General features: G+C 64.4%; 21 protein-coding genes. 5 read left to right on the forward strand and 16 right to left on the reverse strand.

Annotated elements, in window-relative coordinates; translation table 11 throughout:
• Nucleotides 1-4: 4 nt before the first annotated feature.
• The 3 genes from ptsP to AB6N07_RS04450 form a co-directional block, all read right to left on the reverse strand.
• Nucleotides 5-2,533, reverse strand: coding sequence for a phosphoenolpyruvate--protein phosphotransferase (gene ptsP, locus AB6N07_RS04440; RefSeq protein WP_370676604.1), 2,529 nt, complete (start codon nt 2,531-2,533; stop codon nt 5-7).
• Nucleotides 2,534-2,574: 41 nt separating this feature from the next.
• Nucleotides 2,575-3,999 carry a glycoside hydrolase family 1 protein gene (locus AB6N07_RS04445; protein WP_370676605.1) on the reverse strand — a complete coding sequence of 475 codons (1,425 nt, stop codon included), beginning with the start codon at nt 3,997-3,999 and terminating at the stop codon, nt 2,575-2,577.
• 264 nt (nt 4,000-4,263) lie between these two features.
• Nucleotides 4,264-5,115: a PRD domain-containing protein gene (locus AB6N07_RS04450; RefSeq protein WP_370676606.1), complete on the reverse strand. Its 852-nt coding sequence runs from the start codon at nt 5,113-5,115 to the stop codon at nt 4,264-4,266.
• Between the two features lie 527 nt (nt 5,116-5,642).
• Here AB6N07_RS04450 and AB6N07_RS04455 point away from each other — a divergent pair.
• The gene (locus AB6N07_RS04455) at nt 5,643-7,055 is read left to right on the forward strand and encodes a PTS transporter subunit EIIC (RefSeq protein ID WP_370676607.1); all 1,413 of its coding nucleotides are present in this window, start codon (nt 5,643-5,645) and stop codon (nt 7,053-7,055) included.
• Nucleotides 7,056-7,214: 159 nt separating this feature from the next.
• Complete coding sequence (locus tag AB6N07_RS04460; RefSeq protein ID WP_370676608.1) at nt 7,215-8,951, forward strand: carboxylesterase family protein; 1,737 nt, start codon at nt 7,215-7,217, stop codon at nt 8,949-8,951.
• A 123-nt stretch (nt 8,952-9,074) separates the two neighbouring features.
• On the opposite strand, the gene AB6N07_RS04465 is transcribed toward AB6N07_RS04460, so the two are convergent.
• The 7 genes from AB6N07_RS04465 to AB6N07_RS04495 all read right to left on the reverse strand — a co-directional run bounded on the left by AB6N07_RS04465 (nt 9,075) and on the right by AB6N07_RS04495 (nt 16,884).
• A complete protein-coding gene (locus AB6N07_RS04465) occupies nt 9,075-9,269 on the reverse strand; it encodes a 4Fe-4S binding protein (protein ID WP_370676609.1) in 195 nt (64 codons plus the stop codon).
• Between the two features lie 157 nt (nt 9,270-9,426).
• Nucleotides 9,427-10,527: a nickel-dependent hydrogenase large subunit gene (locus tag AB6N07_RS04470; protein WP_370676610.1), complete on the reverse strand. Its 1,101-nt coding sequence runs from the start codon at nt 10,525-10,527 to the stop codon at nt 9,427-9,429.
• Complete coding sequence (locus AB6N07_RS04475; protein ID WP_370676611.1) at nt 10,524-11,147, reverse strand: NADH-quinone oxidoreductase subunit C; 624 nt, start codon at nt 11,145-11,147, stop codon at nt 10,524-10,526. Before AB6N07_RS04475 ends, AB6N07_RS04470 begins: the two co-directional genes overlap by 4 nt.
• A complete protein-coding gene (locus AB6N07_RS04480) occupies nt 11,144-11,647 on the reverse strand; it encodes a 4Fe-4S binding protein (RefSeq protein WP_370676612.1) in 504 nt (167 codons plus the stop codon). Before AB6N07_RS04480 ends, AB6N07_RS04475 begins: the two co-directional genes overlap by 4 nt.
• Nucleotides 11,648-11,661: 14 nt before the next feature.
• A complete protein-coding gene (locus tag AB6N07_RS04485; protein WP_370676613.1) occupies nt 11,662-12,099 on the reverse strand; it encodes an NADH-quinone oxidoreductase subunit B family protein in 438 nt (145 codons plus the stop codon).
• Nucleotides 12,100-12,109: 10 nt separating this feature from the next.
• Nucleotides 12,110-13,069: a respiratory chain complex I subunit 1 family protein gene (locus tag AB6N07_RS04490; protein WP_370676614.1), complete on the reverse strand. Its 960-nt coding sequence runs from the start codon at nt 13,067-13,069 to the stop codon at nt 12,110-12,112.
• A gap of 20 nt (nt 13,070-13,089) precedes the next feature.
• Entirely contained in the window at nt 13,090-16,884 is a 3,795-nt protein-coding gene (locus tag AB6N07_RS04495; RefSeq protein ID WP_370676615.1) for a proton-conducting transporter membrane subunit, read from the reverse strand.
• Between the two features lie 445 nt (nt 16,885-17,329).
• Here AB6N07_RS04495 and hypA point away from each other — a divergent pair, with 445 nt between their 5' ends.
• Nucleotides 17,330-17,677 carry a hydrogenase maturation nickel metallochaperone HypA gene (gene hypA, locus AB6N07_RS04500; RefSeq protein WP_370676616.1) on the forward strand — a complete coding sequence of 116 codons (348 nt, stop codon included), beginning with the start codon at nt 17,330-17,332 and terminating at the stop codon, nt 17,675-17,677.
• Nucleotides 17,678-17,932: 255 nt separating this feature from the next.
• On the opposite strand, the gene hypB is transcribed toward hypA, so the two are convergent.
• From hypB to AB6N07_RS04530, 6 genes are all read right to left on the reverse strand, one after another.
• On the reverse strand, nt 17,933-18,646 hold the full coding sequence (hypB, locus tag AB6N07_RS04505; RefSeq protein ID WP_370676617.1) for a hydrogenase nickel incorporation protein HypB: 714 nt from the start codon (nt 18,644-18,646) through the stop codon (nt 17,933-17,935).
• Nucleotides 18,647-18,672: 26 nt separating this feature from the next.
• On the reverse strand, nt 18,673-19,329 hold the full coding sequence (locus AB6N07_RS04510; protein WP_370676618.1) for a Crp/Fnr family transcriptional regulator: 657 nt from the start codon (nt 19,327-19,329) through the stop codon (nt 18,673-18,675).
• Nucleotides 19,330-19,531: 202 nt separating this feature from the next.
• Nucleotides 19,532-20,611, reverse strand: coding sequence for an NnrS family protein (locus AB6N07_RS04515; RefSeq protein ID WP_370676619.1), 1,080 nt, complete (start codon nt 20,609-20,611; stop codon nt 19,532-19,534).
• Nucleotides 20,608-21,534, reverse strand: a complete 927-nt coding sequence (locus AB6N07_RS04520; protein WP_370676620.1) for a U32 family peptidase — start codon at nt 21,532-21,534, stop codon at nt 20,608-20,610. Before AB6N07_RS04520 ends, AB6N07_RS04515 begins: the two co-directional genes overlap by 4 nt.
• A complete protein-coding gene (locus tag AB6N07_RS04525) occupies nt 21,534-22,523 on the reverse strand; it encodes a peptidase U32 family protein (protein ID WP_370676621.1) in 990 nt (329 codons plus the stop codon). Before AB6N07_RS04525 ends, AB6N07_RS04520 begins: the two co-directional genes overlap by 1 nt.
• The gene (locus AB6N07_RS04530; RefSeq protein WP_370676622.1) at nt 22,520-23,059 is read right to left on the reverse strand and encodes an SCP2 domain-containing protein; all 540 of its coding nucleotides are present in this window, start codon (nt 23,057-23,059) and stop codon (nt 22,520-22,522) included. The genes AB6N07_RS04525 and AB6N07_RS04530 overlap by 4 nt, the downstream gene beginning before the upstream one ends.
• 197 nt (nt 23,060-23,256) lie before the next feature.
• Between AB6N07_RS04530 and AB6N07_RS04535 the strand changes: the two genes are divergently transcribed.
• Together AB6N07_RS04535 and AB6N07_RS04540 are read left to right on the forward strand one after the other, a co-directional pair.
• The gene (locus tag AB6N07_RS04535; protein WP_370676623.1) at nt 23,257-24,747 is read left to right on the forward strand and encodes a UbiD family decarboxylase; all 1,491 of its coding nucleotides are present in this window, start codon (nt 23,257-23,259) and stop codon (nt 24,745-24,747) included.
• Nucleotides 24,744-25,307 (forward strand): UbiX family flavin prenyltransferase, encoded by a 564-nt coding sequence (locus AB6N07_RS04540; RefSeq protein ID WP_370676624.1) that lies wholly within the window; start codon nt 24,744-24,746, stop codon nt 25,305-25,307. The genes AB6N07_RS04535 and AB6N07_RS04540 overlap by 4 nt, the downstream gene beginning before the upstream one ends.
• The last annotated feature ends 74 nt before the right edge of the window (nt 25,308-25,381 follow it).

Genomic DNA, 25,381 nt, shown 5'->3' on the forward strand with positions numbered 1-25,381 from the left:
GACGTTAGAGCGAGGACATCGCCCTGACTTCGTCGGCTCCCTTGGCGCGGAGAGCGGCTGAGGCAAGCGTCTGGCATTTGGCGAGCGTCAGCCTCGACAGAGTTGCCTTGATCTCGGGAATGGCGGCGGGGGCGACGGAGAGTTCGCGCACCCCGAGCCCGACCAGGATCGGCGCCGCGACCGGATCGGAGGCCGCGCCGCCGCAAACCGCCAGCAAGCGCCCGCGTGTCGCAGCGCCGTCGGCGGCCAGCCGGATCAGGCCGAGCACGCCGGGATGCAGGGCATCGATGCCGGTGGCTACCGCCGGGTTGCCACGATCCATGGCCAGCGCATATTGCGTGAGATCGTTGGTGCCGACCGAGAAGAAGTCGCAGACCTCGGCCAGTTGGGTGGCGGCGACGGCGGCGGCCGGGATCTCGATCATGGCGCCAACTTCGATCGGCTCAGTGCGGCCGAGAGCCAGCCTTTCCTCATCGACGATGGCGCGGACGGCGACCATTTCCAGGACCGAGGCGACCATCGGCACCATGATGCGGGCTATGCCGTAGGGCCTCACCCGCAAAATGGCGCGCACTTGCGCTCGCAGCAGCTCAGGCTGGATCAGGGACACACGTACGCCGCGCAGACCGAGGAACGGATTATCCTCCTTGGGCAGCGGCAGATAGGCGAGCGGCTTGTCGCCGCCGACATCCAGCGTGCGGATGATCAGTGGCCGGCCGCCGAGTTCATCGGCAATGGCCTGATACTGGGCGAACTGCTCGTCTTCGCTGGGCGCCGAGGATCGCTTCTGGAACAGGAATTCGGTTCGTAGCAAGCCACAGCCTTCGGCCCCCTCGCCAACGGCCAACGCGCCTTCGCCGACCTCGCCGAGATTGGCGAAGATCTCGATGCGGGTGCCATCGGCCAAGCGGCAATCCGCGTGGGCATTGGCCCGCTGGATCGCCCGGCTGTCCGTCCAGTCGCTGATCCGCTTGGTCGCGGCCGCGAGCGCCTGATCGCTTGGGAAAACCGTGATCTGGCCGAGACCGGCGTCGACCACGACGGCGGCACCATTCGGCACGCGGTCGGCGTCGGCGCCCAGCGCCACCACGGTGGGTATGCCGAGGCCGGCGGCGATGATCGCCGCGTGCGATGTCGGTCCGCCGTTCCTCATCAGGAGCGCCGCGATGTGGCCGATCGCAAGGCCAGCCATCTCCGACGGCAGAACCTCGTCGGCCAGTACGATGGAGCCGGCGGGTAGCGCCGACAAGCCAGTGACGCCGGAACGGCCAGCGAGAGCCGCCAGCCCTTGCGCGGCAATGTCGCGCATGTCGGCGGCCCGCTCGGCCATGCGGGCGTCGGAGAGCGAGGCGAGCAACTCCGCCTGTCCCACGCAGGCCGCGTTCCAGGCCCATTCCGCCGAACGTCCGGCGGCGATATCGGCTTCCGCCGCCTCGATCAGCACCGGATCGTCGAGCAGTTCCCGGTGCGCGGTGGCGATGGCGCCGTGCGGGCCGTTGGCTTCGGTGGCAAGACGCGCGCGCACCTTGGTCAGTGCGGCCTTGAGGCGCTCGCGTTCGGTAGCGGGATCGCCGCCGTTGCGGGGCAGGTCGGCGACGTCGTGGCTGAGCCGCGTCACCGGGCCGGCAGCCAGGCCAACCACGGCGGAACGACCACGGATGATAGCATTTGCCCCAAGTTCGAATTCCGGCTCGTTCGCGACACCGGACTGTGGCGCGGTTTGGGAGGCATTCGCGAGTGCGGTTTCCTCCCCCGGCGCTGGTCCGTCGGCGATCGGATCGCCAAGGCCGGAGAGAACGAGATCGAGCAGCCTGTCGGCGGTCGCATCGGCGCCCGCTCCTTCGATGCGAATCTCCAGGAGGTCGCCGAAGCGGGTGCCGAGGCCCATCAGCGCCACCACACTCTTGGCGTTTGCGGTATTGCCGCGACAGGTGACGGTGACCGGTCCGGCATGCGCCTTGGCGGCGTTGGCGAGCACGGCGGCCGGGCGGGCGTGCAGGCCATGGGCGATGGAGAGCGGCAGCGACAGTTCCGCCACCTCATCTTCGGCAACGGTGTCCGCTACCTTGCCGCCCACCGGCTCGATCGTCATCACCGGCTCGCCGAAGGCGACATTCCCGCTGGTTACAGCGGAAAGGATGGAGAAGGCGTCGCCGTTGGCCACCACCATCATCGACACCATGGAGGTGACCTTTGGCGCGATGGCGGCGATGTCGAAGCTGATCAGCCGATCGCCGGCGGTCACCTTCTGCCCCTCGGCGACATGCACCGTGAAGCCGGTACCGCCGAGGTTGACGGTGTCGACGCCGAGATGAATCAATATCTCGGCGCCATTGTCGGCCCTGACCGTCACGGCGTGCCCCGAAGCATGGGCGGCGGCAATGGTACCGGCGCAGGGCGCTCTCAGCTCGCCAATGCTCGGATCGATCGCGATGCCGGCGCCAATCAGACCGGCCGAAAACACGGGATCGGGACTGTCGGTCAGCGGCATCGCACGGCCGGTGAGCGGGGAAAGCAGGGCTAGAGCGGACACGTCGGGCCTCATGTGCTGGTCGGGTCTGTCAGGGGAAGGTCTCAGCTACCGAGGATCGAGGCGCCATGGCTGGCGATCACGTCCTTGTAGTGGTGGAAACTCTTCTTGCGGCGGCGTACCAGCGTTCCGTTGCCGTCGTTGTCACGATCGACGTGGATGAAGCCGTAACGCTTCTTCATCTCGCCGGTGCCGGCGCTGACGATGTCGATGGGCCCCCACCAGGTGTAGCCGATCATCTGACAGCCGTCGGCGATGGCCTCGGCGATCTCGCGCAGGTGGCTGTCGAGGTAGGCGATGCGATAGTCGTCCTCGATTGTGCCGTCTTCCTTGACGACGTCGACGGCGCCAAGGCCGTTTTCGACGATGAACAGCGGCTTCTGGTAGCGGTCCCACAGCTCGTTGCAGACATAGCGCAGACCCTTGGGGTCGATCGCCCAGCCCCAGTCGGATTTGGTGAGATAGGGGTTGTCGATGCCGTCGATACCGCCCGTATGTCCCATCACCGGCAGATCGGCGGTGAAGGTCGTGGTGGAGTAGTAGCTGAAGCCGAAGAAGTCGGCGGTATGGGCCTTGATGATCTCGAGGTCGCCGTCGGCGATTTCCAGCTTGATGCCGGCCTCATCGAACAGGCGCCAGGCGTAATTGGGATAGGCACCACGCACCAAAACGTCGGAGTAGAGCAGGGTGCGGCGGCGCACCTGCATGGTTGCGAACACGTCTTCGGGCTTGCAGGTGGCGGGATAGATGCCGCCCATCTGCAGCATGCAGCCGAACTTGGCCGTCGGCGCCAGTTCGTGGCAGGCCTTGGCGGCGAGCGCCGAGGCAACGAACATGTGGTGCGTTGCCTGGAAGATCATTGTCTGCTTGGCCGTTTCCGAAATGCCTTCGGGGATCTCGACGGCAGCGGCGGCCAGCGGGATGACCGAGGCCATGTTGATCTCGTTGAAGCCCATGAAGTGGCCGACCTTGCCACCGAAGCGCTTGAAGATGACGCGGACATAGCGCTCGAAGAACTCGATCAGCTTGCGGTTGGTCCAGCCGCCATAGGTCCGGATCAGGTGAACCGGCGTCTCGTAGTGCGACAGGGTGACGACCGGCTGGATGCCATGCTTGAGCATTTCGTCGAACAGGCCTTCGTAGAACGCAAGGCCCGCCTCGTTCGGCTCAACTTCGTCACCCCTGGGGAAGATGCGGCTCCAGGCGATCGACGTCCTCAGGCACTTGAAGCCCATCTCGGCGAACAAGGCGATGTCCTGGGGATAGCGATGGTAGAAGTCGATCGCTTGATGTGACGGGTAATAGGCAGCGGGATCGACGGCGGCGTCGATCTTGCCGTGCAGGAGGCCGCCACGCGTCAGGTCGGACAGCGACAGGCCCTTACCGCCTTCGTTCCAGCCGCCCTCGGCTTGATTTGCAGCGATGGCGCCGCCCCAGAGAAAATCGTTCGGAAAGCTCAGAGCCGTCATGATGGAGTCCTCGTCTTTACGTTCGTGTCGGGCGGCGAGGCGTCCGGTCTGGCCGATAACGGGCGAGGCTTTGGGCACAAAAAAACCCGAGCAGCCGGATCCCTCTGGCTGGCTCAGGTGTTGCCCGCGACAAGCGGTCACAATCCCGTATCGGCGACTGGCGCCGCGCTATGTGCCTCAGAGCTAATGGCGGCGAGGCGGGGCTGTCAAGGGAGAGGGCGGGCCATCCGCAGTTCGCCGGAGGGGTCCCATGCGCCTTGGCCGTCAGGCAACGCCAGCGCCGCTCGCGGTGGTCATGCGCTGGATATGCAGCGCCAAATAGACGGTTTCGTCGTCGCCGATGTGCCAGCGCATCTTCTCGGTGAGATAATCGGCAATGCGCTGGGCGCAGGTGAAGGCACGTGGCTCCTCCTGCCGGTAGGATTTCGCCAGTTCGGCAATCAGCGGTGCGTGCCGGCTGCCGGAAAGATGACTCAGGAACAGATAGCGAAGGTGCGTTGCAAAGCGAGCTTCGCTGTAGGGTGGCCTATCGGCAAAGGCGGCGCCGTATTCGCCGGCGATAATGGCGAGGATGTCGCGGATGAGCCGGGCGGTGCGCACCGCTTCGCTGAGGACCTGCGCTCCAGCTTGGGCGTTGACGAAATGCAGGGCAAGCGGCACCGCCTCGGCCTGCGGCAGGCAGATTCCCGAGTGTTTATGGATCACGTCGAGCGCATGCAGGCCCAGATTGATCTCGCGCCCGTAGAGGATGCGCACTTCCCACTCCAGGGGATTGTCGAGAGACTGGCCGGCGACGGCTCGCCTCAGGGCGATCGAGATGTGATCGGCGAGAGCGACTGTGGCGCGGCGATCGAGTTCGAGGCCGAAGTCGGGGCCGAGCGCCAGGATCTTCTCGGCCACAGTGATCAGCTCCGGCGGAATGTCGGCGATTCGCTCGGCCAGCTGTTCGGGCGTTCCGGTCGCCTCCGGCAGGAAACGACGTTCGATGAGAGCTTGATCCAGGCGATCGCCCGGCCGGGCGTGGAAGGCGAGGCCGCGTCCCTGTACCACCAGCTCATGGCCGGTGTCGTCCCTGACGAGGGCGACGTTGTTGTTGAATACCTTGATGATCCGCACGAAATCCCCCTCCCGCCGCTCCGTTGCATTCCCTCCAGGATTGTCTCGCCGCCAAGCCCGGCAAATACAAAAAAACCCGACTCCGCGCTCTCCCGGCGCAGTGTCAGGTTTTGCCCGCCGAAGCGGTTACAATCCATGTTGCCAACATATCTCGTCGCAAAATCCGGCGCAATCCCACGCGCGAGTATCCGAAGTGTGGCTTGCCAAGTCGTAGGGGCATCAAACGTAACGCGTTATTTCCGGACGAAAGTACAGCCGGGGCGCGGTTGCGATCTTGTTCGACTCCATCCCGCACTCCACGGACAAGTGCTTACTTGACGCCCCGTAAACCGACAATTAGCCTTGATGCACGCTGGCGGTGCGCCAGATGGGAGACGGGATTGTAACCGCGATCGCGGGCAAAACCTGGGTTCGACCTGATATCGGTCGGCTCGGGTTTTTTTTTGCCTTTTTCCGGACCGACATCCCCCGGCCATCGAACGCGCTGAGGCGAGGCTGCGCAAGCAAACGTCGATGGGGGGATTTTCGTGTCGAACGATCTGAAGGATATGGCAAGGTCCATCGTCGCCGGTGTCGGCGGCGAGGCCAATGTGAGCGCGCTGGTGCATTGCGCCACGCGGCTCCGTTTCACGCTAAAAGACGAGGCCAAGGCCGACAAGGCGGCTCTTCAGGCGATCAAAGGGGTGGTCGCCGTCGTCCAGAGCGGTGGCCAGTACCAGGTGGTGATCGGCAACACCGTGCCGGACGTTTTCGACGCCATCAGCAATGTGACGTGCATCAACGCCGATACGAAGCCGGCCCAGGTCGCGGCCACCGAAGCGGCCGTCCCGGGCGAAAAGGCCGCTGTCGGCAAGACGCCCAAGCAGTTGCTCGACATGGCGATCGCCACCATCTCCGGCATCTTCGCGCCGATGCTGACCGCGCTGTGCGGCGGCGGCATGTTGAAGGGCCTGATGATGGTGCTGATGGCGGCCGGTTGGCTGGACTCGGCCTCCGGCACCCATGCCGTGCTCAACGCCGCCTCCGACAGCGTGTTCTACTTCCTGCCGATGATCCTCGCGGTTACCTCGGCGCGCCGCTTCGAAGCCAGTCCCTATGTGGCAATGGTTATCGCCGGTGCGCTGATCTATCCCGACATTCTGGCGCTCGCCAAGGCGGGAACGGCGACCACCCTGCTCGGCATCACTTTCGTGCCGATCAACTACACCTCGACCGTCATTCCGATCATTCTCGCCGTCTACGCGATGTCGAAACTCGAGAAGTTCTCGGTCGGCGTCCTGCACAGCTCGGTCCGGCCCTTCCTGTCGCCGATGATCTCCATTGGCGTCGTCGTCCCGGCGACGCTGCTGATCATCGGTCCGGCGGCCACCATGCTGAGCGGTGCTTTCGCCAGCACCTATACCTGGATGTTCGGGGTCAATCCGATCCTGGCCGGTGCCGTGTTCGGTGGTCTGTGGCAGATTCTGGTGATCTTCGGTCTGCACTGGGGTCTGGTGCCCGTGATGCTCAACAATCTGAGTGTGTTCAAGCAAGATGGCCTCGCCGCATCGGTTACGCCGGCGATCTTCGCCCAGGCCGGCGCCGCGCTCGGCGTGTTCCTGAAGACCAAGGACCCGCAGATGAAGGCGATCGCCGCCGCGGCTGCCGCGTCCGGCATCTTCGGCATCACCGAGCCGGCGATCTACGGCGTCAATCTCCGCTTCAAGCGACCGTTCGTCATCGGTGTCATTGCCGGCGTGCTGGGCGGCGCCGTCGTCGCAGTGGCTGGCGCGGCGTCGCATGCCATGGCGCCTCCGGGCCTCCTGACGCTGCCGGTGTTCATGGGCGATGGCTTCGTCACCTTCCTGATCACCGTTGCCGTCGCCTATTTCGGAGCCGCTATCGCCACCTATCTGTTCGGCTACAACGACGGCATGCTCGAGGCCGAGAAAAAGGTCTGATCGGACCCATCTTCGCCGTCGGGCAAAAAGTGGCGCGGTCTCCTCTGGTGGCCGCGCCGCGTCTTCCGATAAGTCCCGGGGCGGTCTCCAATGCGGAGCTGGCCCCGGCCGAGACCACAGGCGGTGCTGGAGGGCACGCCGATCCGGGAGGACCAAACAATGCAATTACGCAAAGAATCGATGGCCGCGCCACGGCTTGTCGCGACCCTGTTCGGGGCGCTGCTGCTGACCACTACGGTCTGGGTTGGATCGGTCGCAGCAGAGCCGGCCTACCGCCAGGGGGCTGTCCAGGATTTGGTATCAGGCAAGGTTTCGGGTAGCGAAGCCAACGAAGGTGCGACCCTGCTCTGGCTGGGCGTTCCTTATGCCAAGCCTCCCGTCGGCGCCTTGCGTTGGAAGGCGCCAGAGCCGGTGGTGGCATCATCGGATAGCTTTGACGCGACAAAAGGGGGCGCTCTCTGCCCGCAACTGTCCGCCGGCAAGCTGGTCGGCAGCGAAGACTGCCTGACGCTCGACGTCTATCGCCCCAATAGCCCGGAGACCGGACTGCCGGTGCTGGTCTACATTCACGGCGGCAACAACCAGGGCGGTGCCAGCCAGGAGATCGACGCCAAGCGCCTCGCCGTCACCGCCAACGCGGTGATCGTCTCCGTCAACTACCGGCTGGGTCTGCTCGGCTTCAACAGCCTGCCGGCGCTCAAGACGGGGAATGCCGAGGAGAATTCCGGCAATTTCTCGCTGCTCGACATTTCGCAGTCGCTGGCCTGGATCAAGGATAACATCGCGGCTTTCGGGGGTGACGGCGGCAATGTCACGGTGTCGGGCTTCTCGGCCGGTGGCCGCGACGTCATGGCGATGCTGATTTCGCCGATCTTCAAGGGACAGTTTCAGAAGGCGATCTCACTCAGCGGCGGCATGACGATCGCCGACGCCGAAGCGAGCGCCAAGCTCGCGGCCAAGGCGCTCGCGCCGCTGGTGGTGGCCGACAAGGTCAAGGCGGACGAGACGCAGGCCACCGAGTGGCTGCTGACCGCCTCACCGGAGGTTGGGGCTTATCTGCGTGGGCTCACCGCCGACCGCCTTGCCGGGCTGATGACCAATGCCGGCATCCGCATGGCGGTGTTTCCACATCTCTTCAACGACGGTGTGGTCTTGCCCAAGGATGGCTTTGCCACGACGAATTACAACTCGGTGCCGCTGCTCATGCTGACCGGCTCGAAGGAGTTCTCGCTCTTTGCGCGTAGCGACGCCGAGTTTTCTGGCCTGAAGGACGATGCGCTGATGGCCAACGCTGCGAGCCTTGGCAACTATGCTTTCGTCAACACCTATGGCAGCAAGCTCTACGAGCTGTTCAACGCGCAGGGTTCGGCCGAGGCGATGCTCGGCAGCTACAAGGCGCCGATTTACACGCTGCGTTTTGCCTGGGGCGGCGATGCCGGGATTGTCGGCGAGCGCATGGCCAAGCTCTACGGCTCGTTCCACGGCGTGTGGATCCCATTCGTGACGTCGACGACGACGGGCTTCTCGTCGACTTTCCCCGCTGCCTTCGACAATCCCGGTGCCAAGGACATCACCGACAAGCTGGGACGCTATGTCGCCAACTTCCTCCGGACGGGCAATCCCAACGGAGACGGCCTCGTCGCGTGGAAGCCATGGGAATCGGCGGCAAGCGGGCCGACCCAGATGGTCGTTGACGCCGACACGCGGAAGGCGACCTTCACGATGACCGAGGAGCGCACGCGCTATGACGACGTCCTCGCACAGATGGAAGCCGACCGGTCAGTCCCCGAGTCGGACAAGAAGCATCTGATCGAGAAGGTCCTGAGTGGTCGCTGGTTCAGCCATCGCCTCGATCGGCACTTCGGCAATACCGCGCACTGGGTCGGCGTCGAGTAACCGGCTGGGCTCTTCCATTCATCGGCACGGTTTCGATAAAAAAAGGGAGCGGTGCCAACTGGCGTCCGCTCCCTTCGCTATTGTGGGAAGGCGCCGGGTCGCGGCGCCTTCCGAAATGCGTGCTCAGGCGGCCTGCATGCACGAGCCCGACGGGCAGACTTCGGCGCACTGCTGCGTCTCGAAATGGCCCTCGCACTCGGTGCACTTCTTGGCGTTGATCGAATAGACCTTGCCCTTGTGGCTGATCGCCTTGTTGGGGCATTCGTCTTCGCAAGCGCCGCAAGCCGTGCAGGTGGAGGTTTCAATCATAAAGGCCATGGGTGTCACTCCTCTTGGTTGTCCAACGGGGTCGCGGTTGTCCGTTTTATGTGCGGCCCCGATCTCATAATGCCGGAGCAAGCAGTCCTTGCTCTCGGCTTCAGTTTTCCCACATTCGCTTGATCCGGAAAGTCTGCAGCTTTCCGGATGACTGTTTTCAGCGTTCCGTGCAGGAAAGGCAGGGATCGATGCTGTTGACGATCATGGCGATATCCGCGACCTTGGCGTCCTGCAGCATGAAGCGAAGGCCGTCCCAGTTCATGAAGGTCGGCACACGCCATTTGACGCGCTCAGGCTGCGGCGTGTCGTTGGTACGGAGATAGTAGATCACCTCGCCGCGCGGTGCTTCGCTGCGGGTGACCGCCTGCCCCGGCGGGATGTCGGGGCGGTCGTTGATGTTGGTCGGGCCGCCGGGCAGGTCGCGCAGGCAGGCGCGCAGCAGGTTGATCGAGGTCAGAATCTCCTCGAGACGAACCATGGCGCGCGACCAGACGTCGCCGTCGGTGGCGCTGTGCACCACGAGCGGAAGGCGATCGTAGGCGGCGTAGGGCGCGGCGCGGCGCACGTCATATTCGATGCCAGACGCGCGGGCCACCGGGCCGACGACGCCGCACATGATGGCGTCGGCATGGCTGAGCACGCCCACGCCCTTGGTGCGACGCAGGATGGAGCCGTTGGACTTGAAGGTCTTGATGATGTCCTTCGTCTCGGTCTCGATCTTGTCGATGGCGCCCTTGATATAGGCGATCGTCTTGTCGTCGAGGTCGTAGCGGACGCCACCGATGCACATGGCGCCGATGTCCTGGCGGTTGCCGAAGATCGACTCCACCATGTCCTGGCCGATCTCACGGACCTGCATCATGTGCATGAAGTAGGTCTCGTAACCGACGAGGTGCACCAGAAGCGCCACGTTGAACAGGTGCGAGGTGATGCGCTTCATCTCGTCCGCGACGACGCGGAGGTAGATGCCGCGCTCGGGTACCTCGATGCCGGCGATCTTCTCGGCCGCCATGGCGAAGGTTTGCGGATGGCTGTTGGAGCAGAGCGAGCAGATGCGCTCGGTCAGCACCACGTTCTGGTACATCGTCCGCTTGGTGGTGAGATACTCGATGCCGCGGTGGGCGTGCCCCGCGTTGATATCGACATGGCTGACGGTTTCGCCATGCACGTCGATCTTGAAATACATCGGTTCCTCGAGGGCCACATGCAGCGGGCCGACGGGAATGCTGAAGGTCTCGGGTACGTTGTTCGTGCTCATGCTGCACCCTTCTTTCCGGCGAGGAGGCGTTCCCACAGGCCCTTGGTGCTGGCGGCGTTGACCAGCGTCGAGAACGGGATCAGCCGCTCGAGGACGGCGCCATCGACCGACGCGTCGAGGAACAGGCGACGCGGATCGGGATGATCGGTCACCGAGACGGCGTAGAGTTCCATCATCTCGCGCTCATGCCAGTCGGCGTTGCGGAACAGAGGTGTCAGCGACGGGATGCTGCCGCCCTGCGGCACGTAGGCGATGATGGTGAGGGCGTCGCCGGCGATATCGAAGTGATAGTCGATCTCGTAGGAGGTGCCGTCGAACGGCGTGCCGCCGAACGTCTTGGGCGTCTCCTTGGGCGCTGCCTCGGCTTTTTCCTCGCCGTCCTCGCTATCCTCGTCTTCTTCCTCCTCCTCTTCGGGGACGGAAGGCTGGGCGCAGGTAATCATGGACAGGCGGGCACCCATCTCCAGCAGCAGGGCGGCGACGGGTTTGAGGTCGGCGGTGTCGGCGAGGCCGAGCCAGGCGACAGTGACACCATGGCTGTCGGTCTCGGCGGAATACTCGACGCCGGCCGGCGCCGCGGCGGTGAGGCGGGCTTCCAGGTCTTGCGGTAAGCGGCTCATGCTGGGACCTTCCGGTTCTTGAGATACTTGGCGCGGCACTTCGGGCAGCGCGCGCGCACCTCACTATATTCCTCGGGGCTGAGCGGCGGCTTGGCATTCTTGACCATCGGCGCCGTGTTGAGCGCGGTGGCGCCACAGTCCACGCAGGTCTGATTGGGGATCAGGCCGTGCTCGACCATCTCGAACTTGTCGGCGTTCGCGTGGGCGAGGTTCCAGTCGTTGGTCTGGTGGATGGCGTCCGTCGGGCAATAGAACTCGCAATTGCCGCAGAACACGCAGGTGTTGTGCCAGCAATCGAAGGTCATGCCGTCGGACGTCTTGGCAAAGCGGATGGCGTTGGCCGGGCAAACGCGCTCGCAAATGCGGCAACCCTCGCAGCTCTCCGCCTTGAATTCGATACGGCCGCGCAAACGGTCAGGCGTGAAGGCCGGGCCGAAGGGGAAGGCCTCGGTCTGCGGACCCTGTATCAGGTTGCGGGCGAAAATCGTCAGGAAGTTCATCTTGGGACCTTTCCTCAGAGACGCTCGCGCCAGATTTCGATGGCCTTGGCGACGCCGGCGATGATCGCCTGCGGCCGGGGCGGACAGCCGGGCACGTTAACATCGATCGGAATGTACTGGTCGATCGGTGCCAGCACGGCGTAGCTTTCGCGGAAGATGCCGCCGGAGATCGGACAGACGCCGACCGCCACCGTTACCTTCGGATCGGGGATCTCCTCATAGAGCCGCAGCACCGCGTCCTTGACGCGGACGGTGAGCGGACCGGAGATCAGCACGATATCGGCGTGCTTGGGGCTACCGCAGTACTGGCAGCCAAGCCGCTCGACGTCGTAGCGGGGGATCAGCGCGGTGACCGCCATCTCCACGTCGCAGCCGTTGCAGGAGCCGGCGTTGATCCGGTAGAGCCAGGGCGACCGCGTGGCGATCTTCTTGAAATCGGGTATCAGGCCCATCTAGCCCTCCTCAGACCACAACGACGACTGCGAGGCTCGCCACGGCGAGCAGCAGCGGCCACTTCAGAAAGAACACGAAGGCCTGATCGATGCGCATGCGGCCCATGGAAAGGCGTACCACGGTGATGCCGACTAGCATCATCACCGCCATCTTGATCAGCCATACCAGGAGGCCACCGATCAACAGCGAGGGCGCCGCCGGGAAGAACAGTGCGATGCCGAGGCCGAGCACAACGACCTTCTTCAGGGCCGACATCATCTTGAACAGCGCCAGCACGGGGCCGGAGTACTCAAGCAGCGGGCCTTCCAGCACTTCGGTCTCGGCCTCCGGGATATCGAAGGGAACGATGCCGAGGTTGGCCGGATAGAAGAAGCAGAAGGCGGCGACCGCCGGCCACATCACTGGATCGAACAGGAAGGAACCGTGGGCCTGCTGATAGGCGATGATGTCGTTCAGCGAGAAGGTGGCCCAACCGCCCATGCCAACGCCGGTACGAATGGCAACGGCGGCGGCGATCAGCACCAGCGGGCCTTCGTAGGCGATCATCAGGGCCATCTCGCGGGAGAAGCCGATGGCGCCATAGGGCGAGCCGGAGGCCGAGCCGGCGATCATCAGCACGATGCCGGGGATCATCAGCAGGTAGAGCAGCACCAGAAGATTGCCGATGGCGGCATCCGGCGCATAGACCGAGGTGATCGGCACCAGGGCGGCGGCGATCAGCATCGAAACGACGCCGACCAGCGGGGTGTAGAGAAACACCGTCTGGTTGGCGGCGGCCGGCACCATGGTGCGCTTGAAGCCGAGCTTGACGATGTCGAAGAACGGCTGCAGCAGCGGCGGTCCGACACGGCTCTGAAGACGGGCGGCGACGCGACGGTCGACACCCTTCAGTGCGAGGCCGAACACGAGGGCGAACACTCCACCTGGGAAGAGGAGCACCGCCAGCAAGATAGCGATCTGGTTGGACATTGTTGGTCTCTCCTCTCCCGTCAATGCTGCTCTTTGGCCTTGGTGGGCTTAGCCACCAGGAGGCCGCGGATGGCAGCGGTCGGGGACTCGAACAGGTTGGCGGTGCCAACACGGCCGCCGGCTTCCGGCAGGAAGTCGTTGGGTGTGGCGCCGGCGAAGTGCAGGCCGCTCTTCTGGATGCCGCGATGAGCAAGACGCATCCAGGGGATGAAGACAGCGGCGACGATCAGCACCAGCAGGCTCAGGGCGAACGGGCTCCAGCCACCGGCGCCCGGCAGCGGGCCGAACAGCGAGGCGTCGATCGGGGTGAGGCCGAGTTCGGCCTGCATCTTGGCGATCGGCACCAGGGCAAGGCCCGGGAAGAAGCCGAGCAGAACGCTGGCAGCTACCAAGACGCCCATCGGCAGCAGCATGGACAGCGGCGCTTCCTCGGCCGCGAGGGCCTTCTGGGTCGGCGCGCCCATGAAGGCGGCGTGGGCGAACTTCAGCACGGCGGCCAGGGTGAACAGCGACGACACCATGGCACCGGTGGCGAGCGCCCAGTGGCCACTCTCGAAGGCGGCTGAGAAGATCATCCACTTCGAGGAGAAGCCGTTGAGCGGCGGCACACCGGCCAGCGACAGGCCGGCGAACAGGAAGAAGCCGAAGGTGATCGGCATCTTCCGGCCGAGGCCACCCAGTTCATCGAGCTGGCTGGCATGGCTCTTGACCATGACGGCGCCGGCCACGAGGAACAGCGTGTCCTTCAGGAACATGTGGTTGACGAAGTGGAACAGGCCGCCGGCGACACCGAGCGATGTGCCGAGGCAGAGCGCCATCAGCACGTAGCCGAGCTGGCTGACGGTGGAGTAGATCAGCAAGAGCTTGATGCCGTTCTGAACCACCGCCATGGCACCGGCATAGACGACGGTGATGCCGGCAATGATGGCGATGATGTCGATCAGCGCCGGAACGCCACCGATCTCGCCGCCAAGGCGCAGGAACACCGCGCTGCCGCCGAACAGGCTGAACAGCTTCAGAACACCCCACGGACCCGACTTCAGCAGGACTGCCGAGATGTAGCCCGAGACCGGCGTTGGCGCGAGGGCCGGGTGCATCTGCACGTCGATACGGACGGGCAGCATGGCGGCCTTCATGACGAGACCGATGAACACCGGGATGATGCCGAGGGCCAGCGTGGCGAGCGGCATGTCCAGCGCCTTCTGGCCGATCCCGACGAGATCGAAGGTGCCAGCGTGAGCGGCGAGCACTGCGACGCCCAGGAACATGAAGGAGGCGCCGATGGTGTTGAAGAAGAAGTACTTGAAGCCTTCCTTCCGCGCCTCGTCGTTCTCCTCATGGACGATGGCCGCCCAGAGTGCCCAGCTCGACATCAACTCCCAGAAACCGAAGAAGGTGAAGATGTCTTTGGCCGCCGTCATGCCCAGAAGGCCGGCGATCATGATGCCAAAGGCGGCAAAGAAGCGCGGCTGGGCGTGGTTGTGGGCGAGGTAGGCGGTGGCGTGCAGCATGTTGAGCGCGCCAACACCGGCGATCAGCACGGCGAACCAGAAGGACAGCGTGTCGTAGGCCGGAGCGGTGAAGATCACCGCGAAGAAAGCCGCGACCAGGACCGCCACGGCGAGCCAGCCGGCCTGCTGGACGGACTTGCGGCCAACCAGCCAGACAACCACGGCGCCGAAGAAGGCGATGGTGGCCGGCAGCGTCCAACTCATGATCAACGACGGCAGCACGGCGGCGGCAAGGCCGCTGCGGGCAGCCACTTCGGCACCGACGGCACCGACGAGGTTGAGCTGGAAGGACGGCACGAAACCGCCGAAGATGATGGCAGCGGCGAGAACGCCGACGGCGATCAGCATCGGAAGCGGGGCTTCCTTGACGCCGGCTTCGCCCTTCCACGGATGGAAGAACAGCATGCCGACGACGCGGAGATAGTAGACGACGGCGATGATGCCGCCGACCAGCAGCCCGACAGCCACCTCATAGTGGCCGGCGTCGGCCGCCGCGTAGACCATCAGGAACTTCGAGACGAAGCCCGAGAAGGGCGGCAGGCCCATGATCGATACGGTGGCGAGCGCGTAGCAGCCGGCGGTGAACGGCATGACGCGGCCGATACCGGCGAGGTCGGCGATGTTGCGCCGGCCGGTCTGCATGATGAAGGCGCCGGCTGCGAAGAACAGCAAGGTCTTCATCACGGCGTGGTTGGTGACGTGCAGAAGGCTGGCGTCGGTAGCGAGCGCCGTGCCGATGCCGAGCACCGCGACGATCTCGCCGACCTGAGCGAGCGTCGAGAAGGCCAGCATCCGCTTGATCTCGGTCTCGAACAGGGCACGGATCTCGCCGTAAAGCAGCGTGATCAGGCCGAGGCTAATCAGCACGACCTTGAGGCTAAGGCCCCAACCGGTGAAGGTTGAGAGCGCCGGCACGCCGATGACGATGAACAGCACCTTGACGATGCCGAACACGCCGGCCTTGGTCAGGATACCGGAGAGCGGACCGGAGATCGACGACGGCGCGGCCGGATGGGCGATCGGCAGCCAGCTATGTACCGGCCATATGCCCGCCTTCACAGCGAAGCCGGCGAAGAAGCAGAGCGCGATGACGAGGCCGGCGAGCGGCGAGATCGTGCCGGCCTTTTCGGCCAAGGCGGCGAACTCGAACGAGCCGATCTGGGCGTGGGTGAGCAGGATGCCGAAGTGCATCAGATAGGCGCCGGAGGCGCACATCATGAAGTAGATCAGGCCGGCGCGCAGCGACTTCTGGTTCTGCTCGTGAATGACCAGGAAGTAGGAGGTCCAGGTCATCAGCTCCCAGTAGACGTAGAAGTTGCCCATCTCGTGCGCGGTGGTGAGGCCGAGCAGCGAGCCGATCATCAGGAAGGCGAAGAAGTAGTAGCGATTGGTCCACTCGGCGCGCGCCATGTAGCCGATCGAGTAGATGATCATCACGGCGGAGATGACGGCGAACACCAGCGCGAAGACGCGCGAGGCCGGGTCGAGGCTGGTGTCGAACACCACCAGGGCCAGCGTCGCGATGGCGAGGATCACGGCGCCGATGTCGCGGGCGCGGATCGAGACGTGGCCGAGGCCGTAGACGGCGAAGGCGCCGATGTAGGGCACCAGGACGAGCAGCGACCAGGGCGACTCGAATTCGGGAACCCCGGCGACGGCGCCGGCCAGCGCTTCAGCTACATGCTGGAAGGGCAGCGGGAACACCGAGATCAGCGCGGTGACGGCGGCGAGTGCCCAGGCGATCGGCAATGCGATGGTCGGAGCGGCATTCAGCTCAATGCGGCGCGCCGGATGCTCGAAGCAGACGCGCTGGATCACCACCAGATAATAGTAGGCGGCGACGATCGAGGCGGCGGTGCCGACCAGAGCAATGGCCCAATGGCCTTGCTCGATGGCTGCGTAGAGCACCAGGAACTTGGAGAAGGATCCCTTGAACGGCGACAGCCCCATGACCGAGAACATCCCGAAGCCGAACAGCGTCGAGGCCACCGGCATGCGGTGGCCGGAGCCGGCGAGGTCGTCGAGACGCGACGAGCCGGTGCGGCGGATGATGTACCAGCCGGCGGCGACCACGAGGCCGCGCATGACGATCTGATAGCCGAAGTGCATGTAGGCGCCGGTCAGGCCGGCTTCACCGCCGAGGCCAACACCGATCAGGACGTAACCGATCTCGGCGACGGTCGACCAAATGACGACACGCGTCAGGCTCGGCAGACTCATGAGAGCGGCGACTTCGCCGAAGAACAAGAAGATCGCGCCCATCCAGGCCAGCGCCGTCGGGTCGATCTGAGTGAGGGATAGCATGAGTGGAGATCCTTCCGCAGGCATGCATCTTAGCTGTCAGAGATGACGTTAATCGCAGCATCCACTAGGGTATGTCGGCTAGCCGACATATACGCATTTGCACGGCGCCAATGCTTTGTAGACTAAAGTAAAATTGATAATTATACTCAACATATTGTCGATCTGAAATAATCAGTAAAATCAGTATTATGCCCGGGCGGAGCCGATGGCCGGCATGAGAATGTGATGGCTTCCAAAAGGATTTAAACGGCTGTTTGCGGCGGTTTTCTAAGTAGTATGTCCGATACATCTTTGTGCATCCCCGCTATGCGGAATCCACGGGATTCCCTTTATTTGCGAGTGACTTGCAGCAGGCGGCGAAAAAATCCGTCATTTCACGGACAAGTATTTCCCCCGCGATGGCGATTGGGATAGATGAATGGACTGGATCTGAAAGGAATTGCCGATGCATGAAACGGCGGTGGTCGAGGGCCTGATGCGCATTCTGACCGAGCATGGCAAGCAGAACGGCGTCGACCGGGTCGTCGCGGTGAAGCTCAAGATCGGCCGCCTGCGCGGCATCGACAGCCGCCAGATCCGGCTGGCCTTCGAGATCTTCGCAGAGGGTACGCTGGCAGAGGGCGCTCGGCTCGACATCGACGATGTCGCCGTGACGGCGAAGTGCCGAACTTGCGGCACCGTGTTCGAAGTGGAGAAATACCACTTCGTCTGTTCGGGTTGCGGTGGCTCGGACGCCGACGTGCTGACCGGACGTGAGCTCTACATCGAGAGCTTCGAGGCGGCGAAGACCTGAGAGACCGTTTGGAAATTCTACTCCGGCGGTCGTCTAGAGCATTTCTGGTGAAAACAGGTTCACCAGAAATGCTCTAGCTCTTTGTCTGGGCGCAATTTCGAACGCAAAACCGGTTCCCACTTTTGCTGAAATTGCTCTAGCTCGACTTTCTGTGCTTCCGGTGCTCACGAACAGGAAGTTCGCTCCGCTCCGGTTCTCGAAAGCCGCGCCAGCCGACTCCCCGGAGCGAATTTCGAAACGGTCTCTGACGACCGATCAGGAGTGGCCCGTCGCCTGCCGCCGCTCGGCGAGGCGATCGACGATCCATTGTGTCCAGGCGTTGAGGCCGTCGCCCTTCTTGGCCGACACTTCCAGGACCGGGCCGGGACCGTGGACGCGGCCGATGGCGGCGCGGGCCCGTTCGGTGGAGAATTCCTCGATGGCCGGCAACAGGTCGGTCTTGGTGATCAGCACCAGTTCTGCCTTGCGGAAGATCACCGGATACTTGTCCGGCTTGTCGTCGCCTTCGGTCACTGACAGCAGCACCACGTCATGATGCTGGCCGACGTCGAAGTCGGCGGGGCAGACGAGGTTGCCGACATTTTCCACGAACAGCACGTCGATGTTATCGAGGTCGAGAACGTGCAGAGCGTCGTGGATCATCACCGCGTCGAGATGGCAGGTGACGCCGGTGGTGATCTGCACCGCTGGTACGCCATGGCGACGGATACGGTCGGCGTCGTTTTCGGTCTCGAGGTCACCCTCGATGACTGCGATACGGATGTTCTTCGGCAACGCGGCGATGGTCGCCTCGAGAAGTTGCGTCTTGCCAGAGCCGGGCGACGACATCAGGTTGATCGACAGCACGCCGTGAGCGTTGAGATGCTCGCGGACGTGGGAGGCGATCCGGTCGTTCTCCGACAAGAGGTTCTCGACGACGGGAATGGTGGTGGTGGCGGCCTTGTTGCCGCAGCCGCAGTCGCTGCACATGATCGGAAAACTCCTGAAATGGGGCGTCAGCGGACGTCGGCGAGTTCACGGCGCAAGCGGCCGAGATCGGAGATCACCATTGAGCCGCCGCCGAAGCGGTAGAGGATGCCCGAGCGGACAAGCTCGGCGATAACGGTGGAGACTGATTGCCGCGTCGCGCCGATCTGCATGGCAAAATCTTCGGCGTTGGGCAACTGGTCGATGACGATGCCTTCATCCGCGGTACGACCGATCCGGTCGGCGGTATCGCAAAGCGCGCGGATCAGGCGGTGCTTGACGCCATGGAAAGCAATGTCCTCGATCATTCGGACCGATTTCTGAGCCAGACGGTCAAGGGCCGGCAGTACGGCCAGCGCCAACTCCGTCTCGGCCAGCGCCAACTGGCGGAAGGCGGCGGGCGAGGCGAGCACAATGTCGGCGGCGGTGCGCACCTCCAGCATGGTGCCAGAGTTGAGGTAGATGGCATCGCCAGCTTCGAGCATATAGAGCGTCAGCTCCTTGCCTTCGAAGGAGGTAAAGCAGCGCAGACGGCCGGAGCGAACGATCAGCAGATCGCCATCGGCTGCTTCATCACCGCTGTAGACGATGTGACCAGCGCGCATCGACCGCTGACTGAGCAGGCGGCCATGGCCGTCCTTCAGAAGGCGTTCGACGATGGCGATGAGCGGATTGTCGGTCTGCATGGCTTTCCAGGGACAGGCTCGGACGTGCGCGTGTTGGAACAGTGTCGCATACGGCAAACTACGTGTCTCTTACTAAAGAGAATAGTCCGAAGCCGCTCAGCGTTTCAAGTTTGGCTATGTTATTCCAGACATTGGTTTTTCATGGTCTGGGTTACCGTATTTGCATGGTGAGGCTTGCCGGGCTCCTCAGATGTCGCCGGCCCTATACTTTGGTCGTAGGCGGTGACCAGATGGCGCCGCGTAGCGTGAACAGGATGTATCCCAAAAACGCGACCGCCCAGCTCCAGCGAGCCAGTGGGATCAGCGTTTCGTAAAGCGCGAAATCCAAGGCCGCGCCGACGCGAGCAATGGCCGCGCCAGCGATCGCCACATAAATGACGTCGGCAAGCAGCGACGGCATCAACGATCGCTTGTCTTTCTTGCGAACGATCGAGGTGGCGATGCCGATGGCCAGCGTTGCGAGACCACCGACTGCGAAGGCGTGAATGACGGCGAACGGAGAGATGTCGGCGACGCCGAGATCCATCAGCGCCAGCAGCAGGAAGGCCAGTCGTTTCCACAGGAGGCCGACCGCCAGGATGACGCAACCGGCATAAGGCTTGATGCGCCAGGGCTCTATATGGACAAACCAGGCCATGCCGAACAGGAAGGCGGCGAGCGCCGGCCAGCCGGCGTTCCAGCCAAGGCCCCAGAGGGCGAGCGCCAGGATAGTGAAAGCGCGTTGTGGCAGGGCGATCAAAGCCGGCACGGGGGCAAGCTTGGGATAGCCGGCGCGTTCACGCGCCACCGCCAGCACGGCAATGCCGATGCGGTTCGACACCTCAATGCAGATCAGCACGATCACGGCGAGGCCGGCCATGGTGGCCTCAGGCCAGCTGTGCAGGAAGGCGGCGATGCCGATCACGGCATGGAGGGCGGCGAGAGCGAGGATCGGCAGCGTCTCCGCCGTCTTGCCGGGCGGCGTTGTGGAGAGCAGCAGCACGACGCCGGACAGCGTTGCCAGAGCCCGCAGAACGCCGCCGGTTTCAAGATCGACGCAGCCCCAGAAAAAGGCGACGGTGTGCGCGGCAAGTACCGCCCAGAGCACCGGCATGGGTGTGATCGGCTTGCCGATCCAGCGCGGCAGCGCCACGGTCAGAAAGCCGAACAGCTGGATGCTGAAGAAGCCGAAGATAAGTTCGTTCTGATGGGTGGCAATGTCGCCGATTCCAGGTCCGATCGCCCTGATGGCCGTCAGCGCCGCCAGGACAAAGGCGACGCGGAACGGGTCGGGCCTCGTCATGCCATCTCCACGCGGGCACTCCCAGGCTGGCCGCGCGTGAAGCCATCGACGAGTTCGCCGGGAAGGTCGAGCGCCTTCAGCGCGGCAAGGGTTTCGGTCCGGCTGGCACGGCCATCGAGCAGCGCTCGGTAAAGGCGGCTGACCGCCACCATATCGACGGTGTGCGGCGACAGCCGCAGCCGCCGGATGCCGAGGTTGGCTAGATCGTCCGGCGTCGGGCAGAAAGCTTCGACCCCGCTCGACAGCGTCTGGATGCCGTTGATGGCCAGGAAACGCTGGCCGTCCAGTGTGTCGACGGGCAGGCCGTCCGGATCGCGATCGCAGACGAACTGGCAGCCGTCCTTGTGCAGGCCGTGCAGGCGGGCGTGGTAGCAGCGGCCGGACAGCGCCAGCGGCAGGCGGCCGAAGGCGAAGAGCTCGAACTCCACCTCTGGCAGCGCGGCGGTGATGACGGCGACCGAGGCGATCGGCAGTTCCACCGGCAGACAGATGCCGGTCGCGCCGCGTCCAGCCAGGAAGCCGGCCGCGCCCTCGTTGTAGACGTTGACGAAGGGGCCAACCAGGAAGGGCTTGCCGGCAACGGTCGGCAGGGCAGTAAGGTCGTTGATCTCGGCAAGCTCGCCGATCTGGCAGAAGTCGATAACGGCGGCGCGTTCGCGCGGATTATAGGGGAGGGCGAGCGTCGACAGCACGACCTGCTTGCCGGCGGCCTGAAGACGCTCGATCAGTTCCGGCCAAAGACCGTCGGTGAAAGGCTGGCGCTTGCCGCAGACCACTTCGCCGAGGTGAACGCGATCGACATCCGCTTCGTCGGCGATGCGGGCGTAGAAATCGCGAAGACGGTCGGGCGACCAGTTGAAGAGTACGGGGCCGAGGGTGAGGCCGGTCTTGGTCATGGAAATCGACTTCTTGGTTTCGGGCATCAGCGCCAGGCCTTCTTGTAGGCGCCGGAGGTCTGGCGGCCGCCTTCGACGAGGCCGGCCAGCAGGCGCCCCACCTCGACTTCGGTGCCGCCGGCGTCGATCGCCTCGACGGCGGCGCGGAAGGTGCGCACGACTTCGGCGACGTAGCCCTTGCCGCGCTGGCGACCTTCGATCTTCAGCGCCGTGACGCCGGCTTTCGCCAAGGCGGCCATCAGGCTGGCCGCGTTGAGGCTGACCGGGTCCTCGAACAGATAGGACGTCTTGCCACCGGCCACGAAACGGCCCTTGCACAGCGTCGGATAGCCGGCCTGCTCGCCAGCGCCGAAGCGGTCAATGGTGAAGCCGTTGAGGCGGGTCGCCGTGCCGTTCTTGTCCTCGGAGTAGGCGATGTGCTCGGGTGGCGAACAGACGCCGGTGAGGTTGGGCGACTTGCCGGTGGCATAAGACGACAGCGAACAGCGCCCTTCGGTCATTGGACAGAGACCGCCGAACACGAAGGCCTCAGTCTCCACGTTGATCGCCGCGTTGAGTTTGGCGATCTCCTCGACGGAGAGGACGCGCGGCATGACGATGCGCTTGACGCCGAAGGTATCGGCGTAAAATGCGATCGCCTCGGGGGTGGCGGCGGCGGCTTGCACGGAGAGGTGCAGGCGCAGGTTGGGATGATGGGTCGCCGCGTGGTCGAGCACGGCGAGATCGGCGAGAATCACCGCGTCGGCGCCGGCCTTTTCGGCATTGGCAAGCGCTGCCTTCCAGGCATCCATGGCGCCGGCCTTGGCGAAGGTGTTGATCGCCACCAGCACCTTGGTGCCATGCGCATGGGCGAAGCGGACGCTTTCCACGAGTTCGTCGGGCGAGAAGTTGAGGCCCGGGAAGTTGCGGGCGTTGGTCTCATCGCGGAAGCCGCAGTAGACCGAGTGAGCGCCCGCTTCGACGGCGGCGCGCAGGGCCGACGGTGTCCCGGCTGGGCAGACCAGTTCCAGACTCATGAAGATTCTCCGGAGATCGGCGAGCCGGTAAAGCGACGGGCAAGGCCAAGGCCGCCGATCACCGAGCGGTCGACCAGACGGCCGAGGCCGCCGGTGGCGCCGACGAAATCGGCTGGTGTGAGTTCCGCGTCCTCGATGGCATTGCGGAGCGCGACCAGCGCGTCGGTGCGGCCGGAGACGGAAATGGCGCGATTGAAGAACAGGGCGTCACCGTCGAAGGTGCCGTCGAGCAGTCCGAGGAGCACCAGGAGTGGCCCACGCACCGTGACGTCGGCCGGCTGGCTGGCGCGGCGGCGCAGGCATTTCACCTCGGCGCGCACCCCGTCCGGCACCATCAGGAAGCTGACGTCGAGATCGGACGGCGCGATCAGGAACGAGCATTTGCCGTAGTCGCCGAGCCGGTCGAAGATGGCCGGCTTGCGACGGGCGAATCGGCGAACGGCCAGCGTCAGCGCGGGTCCAAGCGGCAGAAAGCCGGCCGGCGACGCCAGCAAGCGGAGAAGTTTGGGCAGTTCGCCCCGAAAATGTTCAGCCATCGCAATGTCCATTTCGAAGACGAGGAGCTTAGGACAGTCCACCGCTCATGTTTTTGTCATAGCTCAAAGACGCGCCGCTTTTTCGTATGGCAATCTATCGGATTGGCGAAAGGGTGTTATGTCTCAGCGGCGCCCGGCGCCAGTTGGGGGAAAGACCGAAGGTCTTCGAGCGCGCCGAGCGAGAGGTCGGAAATCGAATGTTCAGCCGCAGTCTGCCGCGTTTTCCCGATCTCTCGAGCTTTCTCACCTTCCTGGAATCACAAGGCGACGTCCGCGATGTGGCGGCACCGGTCGACATGCGCCTTGAAGTCACGGAGATTCATCGGCGGGTGATCGAGGCCGGCGGGCCGGTGCTGCGCTTTTCGGCGCCTACCGTTGGCGGCCGACCATCGGCGATGCCGGTGATCGCCAATCTGTTCGGTACCCGCGCGCGCGTCGCCGCCGGTCTCGGCACCGACGAGGCCGGCCTTGCCCGGCTCGGCCGGATGATGGCTTTCCTGCGCTCGCCCAAGCCGCCGCGTTCGCTCGGCGATGCTGCCAGCCTCTGGCCGGTGGCGCGGGCGGCGCTCAACGCTCGGCCGAAGATCGTCGGCGATCGCGGTCGTTGGCGCGACCTTCCCGTCGATCTCTCCGCCCTGCCGATCCAGACCTGCTGGCCCGGTGACGCCGGTCCCTTGATCACCTGGCCGCTGGTGGTCACCCGCGCGCCCGGGCCTGACGACCTCAACACCTATAATCTCGGCTCCTATCGCATGCAGGTGCTTGACGAGAAGAGCGCCATCATGCGCTGGCTGCCGATGCGTGGCGGTGCCCAGCATCACCGGCAATGGCTGAAAGCCGGTGAAACGATGCCCGTTGCCGTGGTGATCGGCGCCGATCCGGCCACCATTCTCGCCGCCGTCATGCCGGCGCCGGAGGGGGTGACGGAACTGTCGCTGGCCGGCCTGATCGCCGGAGCAAGACTGCCGATGGCGCCCTGCCGCACCATTCCCCTTCATGTCCCGGCCTCGGCCGAGATCATTCTCGAAGGCACGATCACCGCTGGCGATACGGCGATGGAAGGGCCGTTCGGCGACCACACCGGCTATTACAATCCGCCCGAGCCGCATGTGGTGTTCCGCCTTACCGCGATACGGGCGCGCGAGGGGGCACCCTACCTCACAACCTTTACCGGGCGTGCGCCGGATGAGCCGGCAGTGATGGGCGATGCGCTGGCCGATGTATTCAAGCCGCTGTTGATCGAGGCGATCCCGGAGATCCGCGATCTTTGGCTGCCGCCGGAGACCTGTTCCTATCGTGTGGCCGTCATTTCGATCGACAAGCGCTTCCCCGGTCAGGCGCGGCGGGTGATGATGGGCTTCTGGTCGCTGTTGCCGCAGTTCACCATGACCAAGATGGTGATTGTCGTTGATGACGATATCGACGTGCGCTCGTGGTCCGACGTGATGTGGGCGGTGGCGACGCGCGCCGATCCGGCCCGCGATACGCTGGTTCTCAATCGCACGCCGATGGACCATCTCGATTTCGCCTCGCCGCTGGAAGGGCTCGGTGGCAAGATCGGTATCGATGCCACCAACAAGATCGGCGCCGAGACGAGCCGCCAATGGGGGCGGGTGATGGCAATGGACGAGGCGGTCAAGAAATCGGTCGATAGCCGTTGGGCCGAATTGTTCGGGGCAGCGCCATGAAGATTGTCGTCGGCATCAGCGGCGCCTCGGGCGCGGCGCTCGGCAGCGAGGTGCTGCGCCAGCTCGGCGTGGCGGGCGTCGAGACGCATCTTGTCGTCACCCCGGGCGGCGAACGCACCATCGCTCACGAGCTCGGACCGGATGGCCTTGCCGGGGTACGGCGGCTCGCCACGTTCGTGCACGACATCGGCGATCTCGGCGCATCGATCGCCTCGGGCTCGTTCGGCACGGACGCCATGGCGGTGGTGCCCTGTTCGATGCGGACGCTTTCGGCACTCGCCCATGGCTTTGGCGACAATCTGCTGACGCGGGCCGGTGACGTGATGCTGAAGGAACGACGTCGGCTGGTGGTTTTGCCGCGCGAGGCGCCGTTGACCGAGGCGCATCTCAATTCCATGCTGGCGCTGACCCGGATGGGCGCGATGGTGGCGCCGCCGGTGCCGCCCTTCTATGCCAAGCCCGAAACCATCGACGATATGATTAGGGAGATGGCCGCGCGGGTGCTTTCCTGGCTCGGCGTCGATCCTGGCGAAGCGCTGACGCGCTGGCAGGGGCTCTGAGCCCTTGTCAGCTCGCATTTCTACGGGTATAGCCGTTTACATGACTACGACGCCTGACATCTCGCGCCATATCT

This window comes from Pleomorphomonas sp. PLEO, assembly GCF_041320595.1.
Taxonomy (GTDB): domain Bacteria; phylum Pseudomonadota; class Alphaproteobacteria; order Rhizobiales; family Pleomorphomonadaceae; genus Pleomorphomonas.

Bases quoted from the DNA above. Each gene is read 5' to 3' on its own strand.
- AB6N07_RS04540 (WP_370676624.1), top strand. From the start codon at position 24,744: ATGAAGATTGTCGTCGGCATCAGCGGCGCCTCGGGCGCGGCGCTCGGC.
- AB6N07_RS04515 (WP_370676619.1), bottom strand. From the start codon at position 20,611: ATGACGAGGCCCGACCCGTTCCGCGTCGCCTTTGTCCTGGCGGCGCTG.
- AB6N07_RS04490 (WP_370676614.1), bottom strand. From the start codon at position 13,069: ATGTCCAACCAGATCGCTATCTTGCTGGCGGTGCTCCTCTTCCCAGGT.
- AB6N07_RS04525 (WP_370676621.1), bottom strand. From the start codon at position 22,523: ATGAGTCTGGAACTGGTCTGCCCAGCCGGGACACCGTCGGCCCTGCGC.
- AB6N07_RS04480 (WP_370676612.1), bottom strand. From the start codon at position 11,647: ATGAACTTCCTGACGATTTTCGCCCGCAACCTGATACAGGGTCCGCAG.
- AB6N07_RS04445 (WP_370676605.1), bottom strand. From the start codon at position 3,999: ATGACGGCTCTGAGCTTTCCGAACGATTTTCTCTGGGGCGGCGCCATC.
- AB6N07_RS04465 (WP_370676609.1), bottom strand. From the start codon at position 9,269: ATGGCCTTTATGATTGAAACCTCCACCTGCACGGCTTGCGGCGCTTGC.
- AB6N07_RS04495 (WP_370676615.1), bottom strand. From the start codon at position 16,884: ATGCTATCCCTCACTCAGATCGACCCGACGGCGCTGGCCTGGATGGGC.
- AB6N07_RS04485 (WP_370676613.1), bottom strand. From the start codon at position 12,099: ATGGGCCTGATACCCGATTTCAAGAAGATCGCCACGCGGTCGCCCTGG.
- hypB (WP_370676617.1), bottom strand. From the start codon at position 18,646: ATGTGCAGCGACTGCGGCTGCGGCAACAAGGCCGCCACCACCACCATT.
- AB6N07_RS04460 (WP_370676608.1), top strand. From the start codon at position 7,215: ATGCAATTACGCAAAGAATCGATGGCCGCGCCACGGCTTGTCGCGACC.
- AB6N07_RS04520 (WP_370676620.1), bottom strand. From the start codon at position 21,534: ATGCCCGAAACCAAGAAGTCGATTTCCATGACCAAGACCGGCCTCACC.
- AB6N07_RS04535 (WP_370676623.1), top strand. From the start codon at position 23,257: ATGTTCAGCCGCAGTCTGCCGCGTTTTCCCGATCTCTCGAGCTTTCTC.
- AB6N07_RS04530 (WP_370676622.1), bottom strand. From the start codon at position 23,059: ATGGCTGAACATTTTCGGGGCGAACTGCCCAAACTTCTCCGCTTGCTG.
- AB6N07_RS04470 (WP_370676610.1), bottom strand. From the start codon at position 10,527: ATGAGCACGAACAACGTACCCGAGACCTTCAGCATTCCCGTCGGCCCG.
- AB6N07_RS04510 (WP_370676618.1), bottom strand. From the start codon at position 19,329: ATGCAGACCGACAATCCGCTCATCGCCATCGTCGAACGCCTTCTGAAG.
- hypA (WP_370676616.1), top strand. From the start codon at position 17,330: ATGCATGAAACGGCGGTGGTCGAGGGCCTGATGCGCATTCTGACCGAG.
- AB6N07_RS04475 (WP_370676611.1), bottom strand. From the start codon at position 11,147: ATGAGCCGCTTACCGCAAGACCTGGAAGCCCGCCTCACCGCCGCGGCG.